This window comes from Thermomonospora sp. CIF 1, from assembly GCF_001896795.1.
GTDB classification, from domain to species: domain Bacteria; phylum Actinomycetota; class Actinomycetes; order Streptosporangiales; family Streptosporangiaceae; genus Thermomonospora; species Thermomonospora curvata.
Genome location: NZ_MOYN02000022.1, coordinates 17807 through 32932 on the forward strand (window position 1 = coordinate 17807; position 15126 = coordinate 32932).

Sequence of the window (15126 nt, forward strand, 5' to 3'; positions counted from 1 at the left end):
GAGACGACGCCGCCCATGCCCGTGTGACGGGTTTTTCTCCGCGGTCAGGCCCCGCGGGGGCGGATCCCGCGCAGTTTGCGGGGATTGAGCACCCTGCGGTACGCCACGATCCGTCCCGCGGCGATCTCGGCGGTGTCCACGGCGACCAGCCGTCCGTCCCGGTAGACCAGCAGGCCGGGCTCGCCGTTGACCTCGGCGGGGACGAACGCGGCGGGCACCGGGCGGCGGGCCACCCGCAGCAGCGTCTCGGCGATCCGCACATTCCCGACGATGGGTTTGCGCGCGGCGAAGACCTCGCCGCCGCCGTCGGTGATGTACACCGCCTCCGGGTCGAGCAGCGACGCCAGCGCGGCCGTGTCGCCCTTTTCATGGGCCGCCCGGAAGGCCGCCATCACGCGTTCCCGCTCGGCGCGGGAGGCGCGCGGCCCGTTCCCTCGCATGCGGGCGGCGATGCGGCGGCGCGCCCGTGAGACCAGCTGCCGGCAGGCGGCCGGCGACCTGTCGAGCACCCGGCCGATCCGGTCATAGGGCACATCGAACGCCTGGCGCAGCACGAACGCGATCCGCTCGGGCGGCGACAGCTCCCGCAGCACCAGCAGCATCGCGGTGCCGACCAGGTCGTCCACCAGCACCGGCTCGGCGGCGTCCGGACCGGTCAGCAGCGGTTCGGGCAGCCAGGGGCCGATGTAGTCCTCATGCCGGGCCCGGGCCGAGGTCAGCAGGTCATAGGAGCGGCGCGCGGCCACCGTGACCAGCCAGGCGCGCAGGTCCCGGACCTCTTCCAGGCGGGCGCCCGCGGCGCGCAGCCACACGTCCTGGGTCACGTCCTCGGCGTCGGCGACGCTGCCGAGGATCCGGTAGGCGACGCCGAAGACGGCCGGGCGATGCCGCCGCCACTCCTCGGCCAGGCGGTCAGACACGGACGGCGGGGGTGAAGATCCACCTGCGGTAGGACCAGTAGCGCCATGCGGAGGCCAAAGCCAGCCCCACCACGAGCGCCACGTTGTACGACAGCGCGTCGTGCAGATGCAGGGTGTAGAAGGTGAAGGCGGTGCAGCTGGCCTGGATCGCCATGCCCACGCCGTTGAGGCCGAAGAACAGCGCCATCTCGCGGCCGGAGCCGTCGCTGTCGCGGTGCCGGAAGGTCCAGTGCCGGTTGGCCAGGTAGGAGAACAGCGTGGAGATCATCGTGGGGATGAGCACGGTGGTGACCGGGCTCTCCCACAGCCGTTCGCGCAGCAGGTTGGCGCCGCCGATCGTGATCACGGTGCCGATGGTCCCGACGGTGCCGAAACGCAGCAGCTCGCACAGGAAATGCAGGCGCGAGGGCGCGTCCGAAGCCCCCCGGGACCGCTGCATGGTGCTCATCCCGCCCGACCTTACCGGAACAGACGATCTTTCCCGATCCCGACCCGCACGCCGGATGCCAAAAGGTTATTTTTCTGACGAAAAGTTCAGCTTTGGGCGGTTGCGGTCACCCCGGCCAGCAACGCGATCACCAAGGCCAGCCCCACCGGGACGGCCAGCGCCCAGGCCAGGCCGACCCCTTGGGCCACCAGGCCGATGAGGGGAGGCCCGGCCACGAAACCGGTGTAGCCGATGGAGGTCACCCAGGAGATCCCGGTCGCCGCCGGCACGCCCGGCAGGTTGCCCGCCGCGCTGAAGGTGACCGGCGCCACCACCGCGACGCCCAGCCCGTACAGCGTGAACGCGGCCAGCGCGGCCGGCGGCGTGCCCGCCAGCAGCCCGCCGCCCAGCGCGCCGGCGGCCAGCAGCCCGCCGGCGCGCAGCACCCGGACCGGGCCGAAGGCCGCGACGACCCGGTCGCCGGCCAGCCGCGCCGCCGCCATCGCCACCGCGCAGCCCGCATAGCCCAGCCCGGCGACGCCCGCACCGGCGCCGAGCGTCTCATTGAGGTAGACGGCGCTCCAGTCGGCCATGGCCCCCTCGCCCAAGAACGAGCACAGGCCGACCACACCGAGCATCAGCAGGACGCCCCGGACCGGACGAGGCGATGCGCCCTCCCCGCTCTTTCGCGCACCGGGCGGCGCTTCGGCGGACGCCCCCAGCAGCCCGCGGGTTCCCACCGCCGCCACCGCCGTCAGCAGGGCGGCGGCCACGGCCAGGTGGAGCCGCACCGGAACCTGCAGATGGGCGGCACCGGCCCCCAGGAGCGCACCGGCGAGCGAGCCGATGCTCCAGGCTCCGTGCAGCCCCGACATCAGCGGACGCCGCCACCGCCGTTCCACCGCCACGCCCTGGGCGTTCATCGCCACGTCCAGCACGCCCAGCGCCGCGCCCAGCACCGCCAGCGCGGCCATCAGCGTCCCCGGGCCTGCGGCCAGTCCCACCGGCGCCAGCGCCAGCGCCGCCGCCACCCCGGCCACCCGGACCACCGGCCGGCTCCCCCACCGGGCGACGATCCGCCCGGTGCAGCGGACCCCGAGCACCACCCCGACCGGGGTGCCCAGCAGCGCCACGCCCAAGGACGCCTCATCCAGCCCGAGCGCCTGCTTGATCTGCGGTATCCGGGCCAGCCAGACCGCGCTGATCAGGCCGTGCACCAAGAAGGCCGCGGTGACCGCGGCACGGGCGTTCCAGCGCCGCGCGACCGTCTTGCTCGCCACCCGACGAACCTACGCCAACCCCTGCGGGGCCGGGCGGGCGGTTCAGGCGGGAATCGTGGCGCCGGTGCGGGGGTCGATGTGGTAGATGCGGCGGTGCCCGCCGACCAGCAGCCTGCCCCGGCACACCGCCACCGGCGGCGGCCCGGACCCCTCCGGCCGCAGCACGTCCTTGACCACCCACACCCGGCGCCCGGTGGCGGCGTCGAAGGCGTCGATGAGCTGCCCGGCGGTGCCGGCGCAGACCAGCCCGCCGATCATCGCCGGCGGTGAGCAGCGGGTGGGCTCGGTGAAGCGGTACTGGCGGGCCCGGCCCTCAGCGGCCGACAGGTAGGTCAGCGTCCCCGGCTCGCCCACGCACACCCCGCCGGGCACCACGGCGGCCGGGGGGTCGCCCTCGTCGGGGCGTCCGCCGCCGGGGTCGTAGCCGGCCACGGTCTGCCACAGCTCCCGGCCGGTGCGCACGTCCACCCCGGCCACGAAACCCAGCGGCGGCGGGTCGAAGGGCAGCCCGGCCACATACAGCACCCCGTCGGACAGTCCCAGCAGCTCGATCGGGCCGCCGTGCTCGGGCCACTCGGGATGCCACTGGTAGGGGTCGATCCGCCAGCGCTCCCGGCCGTTGCGGGCGCGCAGCGCCAGCAGCGCCCCGTCGGCGCAGCCCACGAAGACCAGGTCGCCGTCGGTCAGCGGGGCCGACAGCTTCGGGTCGGCCTCCATCCGCCACTTCTCGGCGCCGTTGCGGGCGCTGAGCACATGCAGGGTGCGGCCCCAGCGGGGGGCGTCGCCGATGACCAGCACCCGGCCGCCCGCCACCGCCGGGCGCACCGGGATGGCCCCGCGGAACCGCCAGCGCTCGACCCCCGTGTAGGCGTCCACGGCCCGCACATGGCCGCCGCCGGTGGCGTAGACGGTGCCGTCGGCCACCCGGAACGGCCCCGGCGTGCCGGTGTCGATGCGCCACATCTCCCCGCCGGTCGCCGCGTCGAACGCATAGATCTGCGGCCCGCATCCGGCGTACACCACATCGTCGGCCACCGTCAGCCGGATGACGGTGCCGTCGACCTCAGCCCGCCACGCCACCGGATCCGCCACCAGAGCCCCTCGCACTCCTCACCACAACCGAACCTTTTTCAACCAGGCCCAGCGAGCCCGCGGCAGGGAGCGCCCGACCGGCCTCGCCGTCCGAAAGCACGACACTGCGGCAACGGCGATGGCGAAAAGGTCGGAAATGCACTCCCCCAAGGTGGGCCACAGATTAGAGCCACCGGGACACTTTGGGTAGATCTAACAGATCTTCGGCGCCGCCGTTGTGCGATCAGGCACCGGCGGGCCGGCGGGCGGCGCGCAGGCGGGCGTGGAACGCCACGGCGGAGGTGTCGGTCAGCGAGGCGATCTGGTCGACCACCACCCGCAGCCGGGCGGCGTCGTCGGGCGCCCGGTGCCAGGCGACCCGGAATTGCGGTTCCAGGGTGCCGGGGGCGCCGGCCAGCATCCAATCGGCCAGCTCCAGGATCAGTTCGCGCTGCCGGGCGCGGTTGGCCTCGTGGCTGATCCACACATAGTGCGCGGTCACCCCCTTCAGCAGCGCGCATTCCAGGCGCTGCCGGCGGGGGACGACCAGGTCGGCGTCGTAGCGGGTCAGCGGGCCGGGGCCATAACGCCGCCGGGTGGCGTCCTCGGCCGCCAGGCAGAAGCGGCCGATCAGCGTGCTGGTGAGGTTCTTGAGGGCGGCCAGGGTGCGCAGCGTGCCGTCGAAGTGGTCCGGCCAGTACGGCTCGGCCAGCAGCTCGGCGAAGACCTCCTCCAGCTCGGTCAGGTCGGTGCCGGGGCAGTAGAGCTTGGCGGCCGTCTCGGCCACCGCGCGGCGCTCGGTGGGGTCGGCCAGGCGGGCGAAGTCCACATGGCCGACGACCAGGGCGTCCTCCAGGTCGTGCACGGAGTAGGCCACATCGTCGGCCCAGTCCATGACCTGGGCCTCCAGGCACAGCCGGTCCTTGGGCGCCCCTTGGCGGACCCAGGCCGCCACCTCGATGTCGTCGTCGTAGATCCCATACGGTGCGCCCGAGCCGCCCGACGGCGCCCCGGTGGGCGCGTCCTGCCGGCGCCAGGGGTATTTCATCACCGCGTCCAGCGAGGCCCTGGTCAGGTTGAGGCCGACGCTGCGGCCGTCGGGGGCGAACGACTTGGGCTCCAGCCGGGTCAGGATGCGCAGGCTCTGGGCGTTGCCCTCGAATCCGCCGCAGCGTTCGGCCACCGTGTTCAGGGCGGACTCGCCGTTGTGGCCGAAGGGCGGGTGGCCGATGTCGTGCGCCAGGCAGGCGGTCTCCACCAGGTCGGGGTCGCAGCCCAGCGACTTGCCCAGCTCCCGGCCCACCTGGGCGCACTCCAGCGAGTGCGTCAGCCGGGTGCGCAAAAAGTCGTCGGAGCCGGGGTCGGCCACCTGGGTCTTGGCGGCCAGCCGGCGCAGCGCCGCGCTGTGCAGCACCCGCGCCCGGTCCCGTTCGAAGGCGGTGCGGTCACGGCGCTTGGGCTGCTCGGGCACCCACCGCGCCCGGTCTGCTTCGGAATAGCTCCCCATCTGTCCTTTCTGTTCGCCGGGTCCTTCTCCCCATGGCATCCCCACGGGACGGGCGCCTTACGAGCGGGAACGAGGTTCTGCGGCATCGCCCGCGAAGGCTCCCGTCCCGGTACCTGATGGCACGTGCCGAAAAGGCTCAATTATTCCACTCTGATCGCGGGCTCCCAGGGTACGCCGCGCCGAGGGCGGTCCGGTGAATGCGCGCCGCCGAGGCGTCAGCGCGGCGAGAAGGAGGGCCGCAGCTCAGAGGGGGAGCGGACGCTGCGGCCGAACAGCACATACGACAGGTAGCCGCCGGTCTCCCGGACGATGTAGTGGAACTGGGTGTCGCGGGTCTGCACGCTGGGGCCGCTGCGGGTCGGCGAGGCGGCGGCCTTGATGCCCTGGTCCTGGGCCATCTTCTTGGAGCGCAGCCCGTGCCAGGGGTCGGTGACCAGCACCGCCGAGTGCCACTTGAGCTCCCGGAACTTGGCGCCGACCGCCTGCATGCTCTCCAGGGTGTCGCTGCCGACCGGCACCGCCACCACCTTGTCGGCCGGCACCTGCCGCTCCTTGATCAGCCAGTTGCGCCCGGCGTCGGCCTCGGTGTAGTTGTCGCCGGGCTGCTTGCCGCCGACGGTCACGATCGCCGGGGCCACGCCCCGGCGGTACAGCTTGACGGCGTGCTCCAGCCGCCAGCGCAGCGTGGGCGAGGGGACGCCGTTGTACTGGGCGGCGCCCAGCACCACGATCGCGTCCGACTTGGGGGTCTCGTCCTGGCGGGCCTGGTACCACACCCGCCAGCCCACGGTCAGCGGGGTCAGCACCACGACCGCCAGGATTCCCAGCAGCACCGCCACGGTCCACAGCAGCCACTGCCGCCGCGCACCGCCCCGGGGCGCAGGGTCGCGGCTCTCCCCCTGCGACGGCTCGGCCTCGCCGGTCCCGGGCAGTTCAGCTTCCAACGTCATCGTGCCAACCACGCTAGGTTAGACGGCCTGCCGAACGCCGCGAGTTCGAGCCGTTTTCCCGCGTTTTGCGGGGTATTTCCGTGCATGGCGCGGGAGGGCGCGCCGCCGGCGCGCCCTCCCGCCGGCCGTCATCGGCTGTCGGAGCCCTCCGCCGCGACGGCGGCCCGGCCCGCCTCCAGCCGGGCCACCGGGATCCGGAACGGCGAGCAGGAGACGTAGTCCAGCCCGACCTCGTGGCAGAAGTGCACCGAGTCGGGGTCTCCGCCGTGCTCACCGCAGATGCCCAGCTTGATGCCGGGCCGGGTGCGGCGGCCCTCCTCGGCGGCGATGCGGATCAGCCGGCCGACGCCGTCGCGGTCCAGCGTCTCGAACGGCGAGACGCCGAAGATGCCCAGCTCCAGGTAGCGGCCGAAGAACGCCGACTCCACGTCGTCGCGGGAGAAGCCCCAGGTAGTCTGGGTCAGGTCGTTGGTGCCGAAGGAGAAGAACTCCGCGGCCTCGGCGATCTGCCCGGCGGTCAGCGCGGCCCTGGGCAGCTCGATCATGGTGCCGATCATGGCGGGCACGTCCACCCCGGTGGACTGCTTGACCTGCTCCAGGATGCCCAGGGCCTCCTCGCGGACGGCCTCCAGCTCCTGGACGGCGCCCACCAGTGGGATCATGATCTCCGGGCGCGGGTCGCCGCCCGCCTTGCGGCACTCGGCGGCGGCCTCGGCGATCGCTCGCACCTGCATGGCGAAAAGTCCGGGAATAACCAAACCCAGCCGCACGCCGCGCAGTCCGAGCATAGGGTTCTGCTCGTGCAACCGCCGGACGGCCTCCAGCAGCCGGCGGTCCTTGGGCGTGGCGTCGTCCCCGGCGACCGCGACCCGCACTGAAAGCTCCGTCAGATCAGGAAGGAACTCGTGCAGCGGGGGGTCGATCAGCCGGATGGTGACCGGGAGGCCGTCCATCGCCTCGAAAAGGCCGATGAAGTCCTGTCGCTGCAGGGGCTCCAGCGCATCCAGCGCCTCCTGCCGCTCCTGGTCGGTCTCGGCCAGCACCAGGTTCTCCACCAGCTGGCGGCGCTCGCCCAGGAACATGTGCTCGGTGCGGCACAGCCCGATGCCCTGGGCGCCGAAGCGGCGGGCGCGGGCGGCGTCCTCGGGGGTGTCGGCGTTGGCCCGCACCTGCAGCCGGCGCTTGGCGTCGGCCCAGGTCATGATCCGGTCCACGGCCTGGACCAGCTCATCGCCCTCGGCGGCCGAGAGCTTGCCTTCGAAGTAGTCCACCACCGGGGAGTTCACCACCGGCACCCGGCCCAGGTAGACCGCGCCGGTGGAGCCGTCGATGGAGATGAGGTCCCCTTCGCTGACCACCACGCCGCCGGGGGCGGTGAAGCGGCGGGCCCGCACGTCCACGTCCAGTTCCTCGGCGCCGCACACGCAGGTCTTGCCCATGCCGCGGGCGACCACGGCGGCGTGGGAGGTCTTGCCGCCGCGGGAGGTGAGGATGCCCTCGGCGGCGACCATGCCCGCCAGGTCGTCGGGGTTGGTCTCGCGGCGCACCAAGATGACCGGCTCGCCCTTGCCGGCCAGCTCCACGGCCTTCTCGCTGGAGAAGACCGCCTTGCCGACGGCGGCGCCGGGCGAGGCGTTCATGCCCTTGGCGATCTGCTGCCGGTCGGCCTTCTCATCGAAGCGCGGGAACATCAGCTGGGCCAGCTGGGCGCCGGTGACGCGGGCGACCGCCTCGTCCTGGGTGATCAGCCCCTGGTCGACCAGCTGGGTGGCGATGCGGAAGGCCGCGGCGGCGGTGCGCTTGCCCACGCGGGTCTGCAGCATCCACAGCTTGCCGCGCTCGATGGTGAACTCGATGTCGCACAGGTCCCGGTAGTGGTTCTCGAGCTTGGCCATGATGGCCAGAAGCTCGTCGTAGGACCGCTTGTCGATCTTCTCCAGCTCCGAGAGCGGGACGGTGTTGCGGATGCCGGCGACCACGTCCTCGCCCTGGGCGTTCTGCAGGTAGTCGCCGTAGACGCCCTGGTGGCCGGTGGCCGGGTCGCGGGTGAAGGCCACGCCGGTGCCCGAGTCCATGCCCAGGTTGCCGAAGACCATGGTGCACACGTTCACGGCGGTGCCGAGGTCGGCGGGGATGCGCTCCTGACGGCGGTACAGGACGGCCCGGTCGGCGTTCCAGGAATCGAAGACGGCCTTGATGGCCAGGTCCATCTGCTCGCGTGGATCGGTGGGGAACTCCCGGCCTGCGTGCTCGCGCACGATCTGCTTGAAGGTGCCGACCAGCGCCTTGAAATCTTCGGCGTCCAGGGCCAGGTCGCTGTCGCTGCCCTTGGCCCGCTTGCGCTCTTCCAGGGCCTCTTCGAACAGCTCGCCGTCGATGCCCAATACCGTCTTGCCGAACATCTGCACCAGCCGGCGGTAGGAGTCCCAGGCGAAGCGCTCGGCGGCGGCGTCCCCGCCGGCGACCGCGGCCAGCCCCTTCACCGACTCGTCGTTGAGGCCGATGTTCAGGACGGTCTCCATCATGCCGGGCATGCTGAACTTGGCCCCCGACCGCACGCTGACCAGCAGCGGGTTGTCGGGCTGCCCGAGCCGCCTGCCCATCTTCTGCTCCAGCGCGGCCAGGTGAGCGTCGACCTCTTCGCGCAGTCCCTCCGGCACGGTCCCGTGCCGCAGGTAGTGGCGGCAGGCCTCGGTGGTGATGGTGAACCCCGGGGGCACCGGAAGCCCGAGGTTGGTCATCTCCGCCAGATTTGCGCCTTTGCCCCCCAACAGGTCCTTGAGATCCTTGTTGCCCTCAGTGAAGTCGTATACGTACTTCGGCACGAGGAGCTCCTTCACGCTCCGATTCCACGCTTGTGCGGGGACTGTACCCACAACGTCGAACTCCGTTCGGCACCCCTGCGCTCACTCTGTGTTTGCGCAGGTCAAACCCCCTTTAGTGGTCTATTCCAATCGGACATTCCAGACACCTGTCACAGGCAGGCCGCCGGGCCCGGGTGTGTTCCGGGCCGTGCGGATGGACGGATACAGGAGGTAAGGCTGTGAGACCGACGGTCGCCGGCGGCAGAGCGGGAGAGCCGTTCGCCCCCATAGCCGACTACGGTTTCCTCTCGGACTGCGAGACGACCGCGCTGATCGCACCGAGCGGGAACGTCGAGTGGATGTGCCTGCCGAGGATGGACTCCCCCAGCGTCTTCGGGTCGATCCTGGACCGGGACGCCGGGTACTTCCGGGTCGGCCCGGCCGGGGTCGAGGTGCCCGCGGCCCAGCGCTACATCCCGGGCACCATGGTGATGGAGACCACCTGGTGGACCCACGGCGGGTGGCTGGTGGTGACCGACGCGCTGCTCATGGGCCCCTGGCACCACGAGACGGAGCGTTCCAAGACCCACCGCCGGGCGCCCACCGACTACGACGCCGACCACGTGCTGCTGCGCATGGTCCGCTGCGTCAACGGCCAGGTCCAGGTGCGCCTGGACTGCATGCCGGTGTTCGACTACGGGCGCGTCCCGGCCCGCTGGGAGCACACCGGCGACGGCTACCACGAGGCGGCCTGCCACGGCAACGGGCTGACCCTGCGGCTGACCACCGACATGAACGTCGGCTTCGAAGGGTCGCTGGCCACCGGGCGCACCCTGCTCAAGCAGGGCGACACCCGCTTCGTGGCGCTGTCGTGGAGCGAGCACGAGCCGCCGCACACCTACGCCGAGGCGCACGAGCGGCTGGTGTGGACGGTGCACCACTGGCAGCACTGGCTGGACCGCGGCAAGTTCCCCGACCACCCCTGGCGCAGCCACCTGCAGCGCAGCGCCCTCACCCTCAAGGGCCTGACGTTCGCCCCCACCGGCGCGGTGGCCGCGGCCGCCACCACCTCCCTGCCGGAGACCCCCAAGGGCGAGCGCAACTGGGACTACCGCTACACGTGGATCCGCGACTCCACGATGGCGCTGTGGGCCTTCTACACCCTCGGCTTCGACTGGGAGGCCAACGACTTCTTCTACTTCATCACCGACGTGGCCGAGGCCGCCGACGGCCGGCTGCAGATCATGTACGGGGTGGACGGCCGGGAGGAGCTGCCGGAGACCACCCTGGACCACCTGAGCGGCTACGACGGCGCCCGCCCGGTGCGCATCGGCAACGACGCCTACACCCAGGCCCAGCACGATGTGTGGGGCGCCATCATCGGCTCCATCTACCTGTTCGTGCGGCGCCGCGACCGGCTGGACGACCGGCTGTGGAAGATCATCGTCAAGCAGGTCGAGGAGGCGCTGGCCAACTGGCGCAAGCCCGACTGCGGCATGTGGGAGGTGCGCGGCAAGCCCCAGCACTTCACCTCCTCCAAGGTGTTCTGCTGGGTGGCCGCCGACCGCGGCGCCCGCCTGGCCCGCATCCGCGGCTGCCACGACCTGGCCGAGCGCTGGCAGAAGGCGGCCGATGAGATCCACGCCGACGTGCTGGCCAACGCCCTGGACGAGCGGGGGGTCTTCACCGCCCACTACGGCACCAAGGCGCTGGACGCCTCGGTGCTGCTGATCCCGCTGCTGGGCTTCCTGCCCCCCGACGACAAGCGGGTGCGCGAGACGGTGCTGGCCATCGCCAACGAGCTCACCGAGGACGACCTGGTGCTGCGGTACCGGCCCGAGGAGACCGACGACGGGTTCTCCTCCTCGGAGGGCACCTTCACCATCTGCTCGTTCTGGCTGGTCAGCTCCCTGGTGATGATCGGCGAGCTGGAACGCGCCAAGCGTTTGTGCGAGAAGCTGCTGTCGTACGCCAGCCCGCTGCAGCTGTACGCCGAGGAGATCGACCCGCACACCGGGCGGCACCTGGGCAACTTCCCGCAGGCCTTCACCCACCTGTCGCTGATCAACGCGGTGATGCACGTGATCCAGGCCGAGCGTCCCGAGGGCCCGCCCGGCGCGTTCGCCTAGCCGCCCGTGGGGGCGTGCCACTCGCGGGAACACCTGTGGGAAAACTCACGCCCCCACGGGCGAGCGGCGGCCGTCTGCCGTCCCGTCCGTCTGGAGCGTCCGGCACGCAGAGGGAAGAGCGGCACCCGACCCGTGCCGGACGAGACCGGTTTCGGCCATCTGAATTCGCATCCCCGGGGAGCCGAGATCATCCGCTCCGCGTCTGATACACGATTCCGAGACCTGATCCTCCCCGCCCGGCGGGTGAGCCCGCCGGGGATTGGAGCGTCGTTCAGATGAGAGCACTCCCCCGGATGAGCCGTGCGGGAAAGATCATGACGGCCATCGTGCTGCTGGTCCTGGGCCTGCCCTTCCTGGCCGGGCTGCTGGGCGGCTTCGAGCGGACCGACGGCGGGCAGGTGGCCGTGGTGCGCAACGGCGGCTTCTTCGACAACACCCGCATCCGGCAGGTCATCGACCCCGGCTCGGGCCGGGTGTGGACCGGCTGGTGGTCGAAGGTCCACAAGTACCCCGCCCAGCAGCGCTTCTACACCATCACCGCCAACCGCGGCGAGGGCGACCGCGGCGGCGGCGTGGACGTGGTGACCGTGCCCAGCAGCGACGGCGTCAACATGGGCATCGAGGGCACGCTGTACTTCACCCTCAACACCGACCACGAGGTGCTCAAGAAGTTCGACGACAAGTTCGGCACCCGCAAGTTCCGCGCCCCCGGCGGCAAGACCTACTTCGCCTGGGAGGGCGATGAGGGCTGGTCGGCGTTTTTGAACCAGATCGTCCGGCCGGTGATCGACAACAACCTGCGCAGCCAGATCAACAGCTTCCGCTGCGCCGAGCTGGTCTCCTCCTGCGCACTGGTGCAGAACACCGGTTCTACTTCCCGGCGGCAGCGCACCGGCCTGCAGGTGCAGAGCAACAACGCCAACATCGCCAAGGTCCAGGACGCCATCAACCGGCAGCTGGCCGCCGACCTGCGCACCACGCTGGGCGGCGACTTCCTGATCAACATCCACTTCAACCTGGTGAAGGTCTCCCTGCCGCAGCGGGTGCAGGCGGCGGTGGACCGGGCCCAGGCCGCCTTCGCCCAGGTCAGCGAGGCGCAGGCGAAGGTGGAGCAGGCCCGGCTGGAGGCGGCGGCCAACAAGGCCCGCCAGGACGGGTACAACAAGTGCCCGACCTGCGCCGAGATCGAGAAGCTGAAGGCGCTGCCGCAGGGCATCACGGTCTACGCTCCGGGTAACCCGGGCGGGGCGCTGCTGCCCCGCAACTGACCCCGGCCCGCGCAGGAGGACCGATGAGGCTGCTGATACTGCTGGTCGTGGTGGTCGTGATCGCGCTGGCCGTCACGCTCGTGATCAGCGCGTTCCGGGGCGAGGAGGCCGACCCCCGGGCGCTGGAGTCCGCCGCCCGCTGGGAGGTGCACACCTCCTCCGCCGACGGCGTGACCACGGTGGTCGTCCGGAAGGTGGCCCACGGCCGGCGGGGGCCGGTGGAGTTCGGCCGGCAGTCGATCGCCGCCATCGCCGACGACGACCCGCAGTGGGAGACCAAGTACCACGAGGCGATGGCCCAGGCCCGCTCCCGGGTGGCGGCCCTGGAGAGCGAGTCGGACTGACACCTGTGGATCGATGGTGCGGGGCCGTGCCCGGGCACGGCCCCGCACCGTCTTCCGTCCGGGAACCGGCCCGGTTCCCGGACGGGCGGGCTCACACGACCGCGCCGGAGTCGCCGGGCTGGCGCACCGGGCGCTTGGCGAGCTTGGGCTTGGGCGCCGGGGTCTTGCTGCGGGCCTGGAAGACGATCGCCAGCGGGGTGGCGGTGAACACGGTGGAGTAGGTGCCCACCACGATGCCCAGCAGCAGCGCGATGGCGAAGTCGGTCAGCGAGTCGCCGCCGAGCAGCGCCAGCGCGGCCAGGATGAAGATCGCGCCCATACCGGTGTTGACGGTGCGCGGCACCGTCTGCAGGGCGCCCCGGTTGGCGATCTTGGCGAAGCGCTCTTCGGGCGCGGCCCGCCACAGCTCGCGGATCCGGTCGAAGACCACCACCGAGTCGTTGACCGAGTAACCGATGATGGTCAGCAGCGCGGCCAGGAACACCCCGTCGATGGGCTTGCCCAGCCAGGCGAACACGCCGGTGACGACGATCACGTCGTGGAACATCGCCAGCACCGCGGCGGCGCCGAAGGTGAAGCGGAAGCGGACCGCCAGGTAGATCAGCTGGGTGGCCAGCGCCACGCCCAAGGCGATCAGCGCCTTCTTGCGCAGCTCGCTGCCCAGGCTGGGGCCGATCAGCTCGTCGCGCTCCTTGGTGACGGTGCCGCCGCCGGCCTTCTCCAGCGCCTGCTGCAGCTTGTCGACCTCGGCGTTGGTGAGTTTTTCGGTGCGGATGGAGATGTCCTCCCCGTCGGTGCCGGCGGTCTGCACCACCGCGCGGGGGAACCCGGCGTCGGCCACCGCGGCCCGGGCGTCGTTGATGTCCATCCGCTGGCTGGTGCTGTAGACGACCTGGCGGCCCCCGGTGAACTCCACGCCGAAGTTCAGGCCCTGGATGACGATCCCGGCGATCGAGCCGGCGACCAGCAGCCCGGAGACGGTCAGCCACAGGGTCTTGCGCCGCATCAGGTCGGGCTGCTTGCGGTCCAGCCAGTCGCGGACCCGCCCGGTCTTGCTCAGCCCGGTCAGGGCGGGCCGCTTGGCGATCGGCCGCCGGCTCACCGCCCACTCGGCCAGCACGCGCGTGACCAGCAGGGCGGAGACCAGCGAGGCCAGCACACCGATGGTCAGCGTGACGCCGAAGCCGCGCACCGGCCCGGCGGCCAGGAAGAACAGCAGGCCGGCCGCCAGCACGGTGGTGATGTTGGAGTCGGCGATGGCCGACCAGGCCTTCTGGAAGCCGATGACCAGCGCCGGGCGCATGCCCCGGCGCGGCACCGCCGCATACTCTTCGCGGGCCCGTTCGAACACCAGCACGTTGGCGTCCACCGCCATGCCGATGGCGAGCACGAAACCGGCCAGGCCGGGCAGGGTCAGCGTGGCGCCCATCGCCACCAGCGCGGCGTAAGAGATCACCCCGTAGGCGGCCAGCGCGAGCGTGGCCAGGAAGCCGACCAGGCGGTAGATCCAGATGATGAACAGGCCGGTGAGCACGATGCCGATGACGGCGGCCTGCCAGCTGGCCTGGATGGCCTCCTCGCCCAGGGTGGGGCCGACCACCCGCTGTTCGATGATCTCCACCGGGACCGGCAGCGAGCCGCCCTGGATCAGCGCGGCCAGCTCCTTGGCCTCCCGGGCGCTGAACTGTCCGGTGATCTGGGTGGAGCCGCCGCTGATGCCGACGTTGCAGGGCACGTCCTCCTGCACCACCGGCGAGGAGATCACCTTTCCGTCCAGGACGAAGGCGATCCGCCGGTCGTCGGGGTCGCTCTTGCAGGCGGCCTCGGCGGTGATCTTCTGCCAGATGCGGCCGCCGTCGCCGCGGAAGTCGACGGTGATGTACCAGCCCTGCATGTTCTGCTGGTCGAAGGAGGCGCTGGCGGAGCGGATCTGGGCGCCGCTCAGCGCGGCCTTCTTCAGCAGGATCGGCCGGCCGTCCTCATCGGGCAGGATCTGCTCGCCGTTCTTTTTGTCGGGCTTGCCGTCGTTGGCGCGCACCGGGTGCGCGGTGAGCTGGGCGGTGCGGCCGACCGCCTCGGCGGCCCGCTTGGGGTCCTGCACATCCGGCAGCTCGACGATGATGCGCCGCTCACCGGAGCGGGTGATGGAGGACTCGGCCACGCCGAGCGCGTCGACCCGCTTGCGCAGCACCTCCAGGGCCCGGTCGGTGGACTCCCGGTTGGCCTTGACGTTGGGGCCGTCTTTGGTCTCCAGCACGATCTGGGTGCCGCCGCGCAGGTCGAGGCCGAGTTTGGCGGGCTGGGTCAGCGCGACGAATATCGATCCGGCGATGATGGCGAGCGCCAGCAGCGCCCGCCACATCAAGGGGCGGGACAAGGGAAAACCTCCACGGGAAAGGGCGGCCCGGCGCAGCGGGCCGCGCGAT

11 protein-coding genes are annotated in these 15126 nt (G+C 71.6%); 3 read left to right on the forward strand and 8 right to left on the reverse strand.

What is annotated here, in order from left to right; translation table 11 throughout:
* Positions 1–44: 44 nt before the first annotated feature.
* From sigJ to ppdK, 7 genes are all read right to left on the reverse strand, one after another.
* Positions 45–920 (reverse strand): RNA polymerase sigma factor SigJ, encoded by an 876-nt coding sequence (gene sigJ / locus BUE48_RS15965; RefSeq protein WP_012853534.1) that lies wholly within the window; start codon positions 918–920, stop codon positions 45–47.
* Complete coding sequence (locus BUE48_RS15970; protein ID WP_012853535.1) at positions 913–1368, reverse strand: GtrA family protein; 456 nt, start codon at positions 1366–1368, stop codon at positions 913–915. The genes sigJ and BUE48_RS15970 overlap by 8 nt, the downstream gene beginning before the upstream one ends.
* An 86-nt stretch (positions 1369–1454) precedes the next feature.
* Positions 1455–2627 (reverse strand): MFS transporter, encoded by a 1173-nt coding sequence (locus BUE48_RS15975; protein WP_012853536.1) that lies wholly within the window; start codon positions 2625–2627, stop codon positions 1455–1457.
* A gap of 42 nt (positions 2628–2669) precedes the next feature.
* A complete protein-coding gene (locus BUE48_RS15980; protein WP_286990377.1) occupies positions 2670–3719 on the reverse strand; it encodes a PQQ-binding-like beta-propeller repeat protein in 1050 nt (349 codons plus the stop codon).
* A 223-nt stretch (positions 3720–3942) separates the two neighbouring features.
* Positions 3943–5205 (reverse strand): deoxyguanosinetriphosphate triphosphohydrolase, encoded by a 1263-nt coding sequence (locus BUE48_RS15985; RefSeq protein ID WP_012853538.1) that lies wholly within the window; start codon positions 5203–5205, stop codon positions 3943–3945.
* 215 nt (positions 5206–5420) lie between these two features.
* The gene (locus BUE48_RS15990; protein ID WP_012853539.1) at positions 5421–6155 is read right to left on the reverse strand and encodes a YdcF family protein; all 735 of its coding nucleotides are present in this window, start codon (positions 6153–6155) and stop codon (positions 5421–5423) included.
* 128 nt (positions 6156–6283) lie between these two features.
* Entirely contained in the window at positions 6284–8980 is a 2697-nt protein-coding gene (ppdK, locus tag BUE48_RS15995) for a pyruvate, phosphate dikinase (RefSeq protein ID WP_012853540.1), read from the reverse strand.
* A gap of 218 nt (positions 8981–9198) precedes the next feature.
* Here ppdK and BUE48_RS16000 point away from each other — a divergent pair, with 218 nt between their 5' ends.
* From BUE48_RS16000 to BUE48_RS16010, 3 genes are all read left to right on the forward strand, one after another.
* Positions 9199–11088: a glycoside hydrolase family 15 protein gene (locus tag BUE48_RS16000; protein ID WP_012853541.1), complete on the forward strand. Its 1890-nt coding sequence runs from the start codon at positions 9199–9201 to the stop codon at positions 11086–11088.
* 314 nt (positions 11089–11402) lie between these two features.
* A complete protein-coding gene (locus BUE48_RS16005) occupies positions 11403–12356 on the forward strand; it encodes an SPFH domain-containing protein (RefSeq protein WP_148233272.1) in 954 nt (317 codons plus the stop codon).
* Positions 12357–12379: 23 nt separating this feature from the next.
* On the forward strand, positions 12380–12700 hold the full coding sequence (locus tag BUE48_RS16010; RefSeq protein WP_012853543.1) for a hypothetical protein: 321 nt from the start codon (positions 12380–12382) through the stop codon (positions 12698–12700).
* A gap of 91 nt (positions 12701–12791) precedes the next feature.
* On the opposite strand, the gene secD is transcribed toward BUE48_RS16010, so the two are convergent.
* On the reverse strand, positions 12792–15077 hold the full coding sequence (gene secD, locus BUE48_RS16015; protein WP_286990380.1) for a protein translocase subunit SecD: 2286 nt from the start codon (positions 15075–15077) through the stop codon (positions 12792–12794).
* Positions 15078–15126 lie beyond the last annotated feature (49 nt).

Coding starts and splice junctions, on each gene's coding strand:
- BUE48_RS15970 (WP_012853535.1), bottom strand. CDS start 1,368: ATGAGCACCATGCAGCGGTCCCGGGGGGCTTCGGACGCGCCCTCGCGC.
- BUE48_RS15985 (WP_012853538.1), bottom strand. CDS start 5,205: ATGGGGAGCTATTCCGAAGCAGACCGGGCGCGGTGGGTGCCCGAGCAG.
- BUE48_RS15990 (WP_012853539.1), bottom strand. CDS start 6,155: ATGACGTTGGAAGCTGAACTGCCCGGGACCGGCGAGGCCGAGCCGTCG.
- BUE48_RS16005 (WP_148233272.1), top strand. CDS start 11,403: ATGACGGCCATCGTGCTGCTGGTCCTGGGCCTGCCCTTCCTGGCCGGG.
- BUE48_RS16010 (WP_012853543.1), top strand. CDS start 12,380: ATGAGGCTGCTGATACTGCTGGTCGTGGTGGTCGTGATCGCGCTGGCC.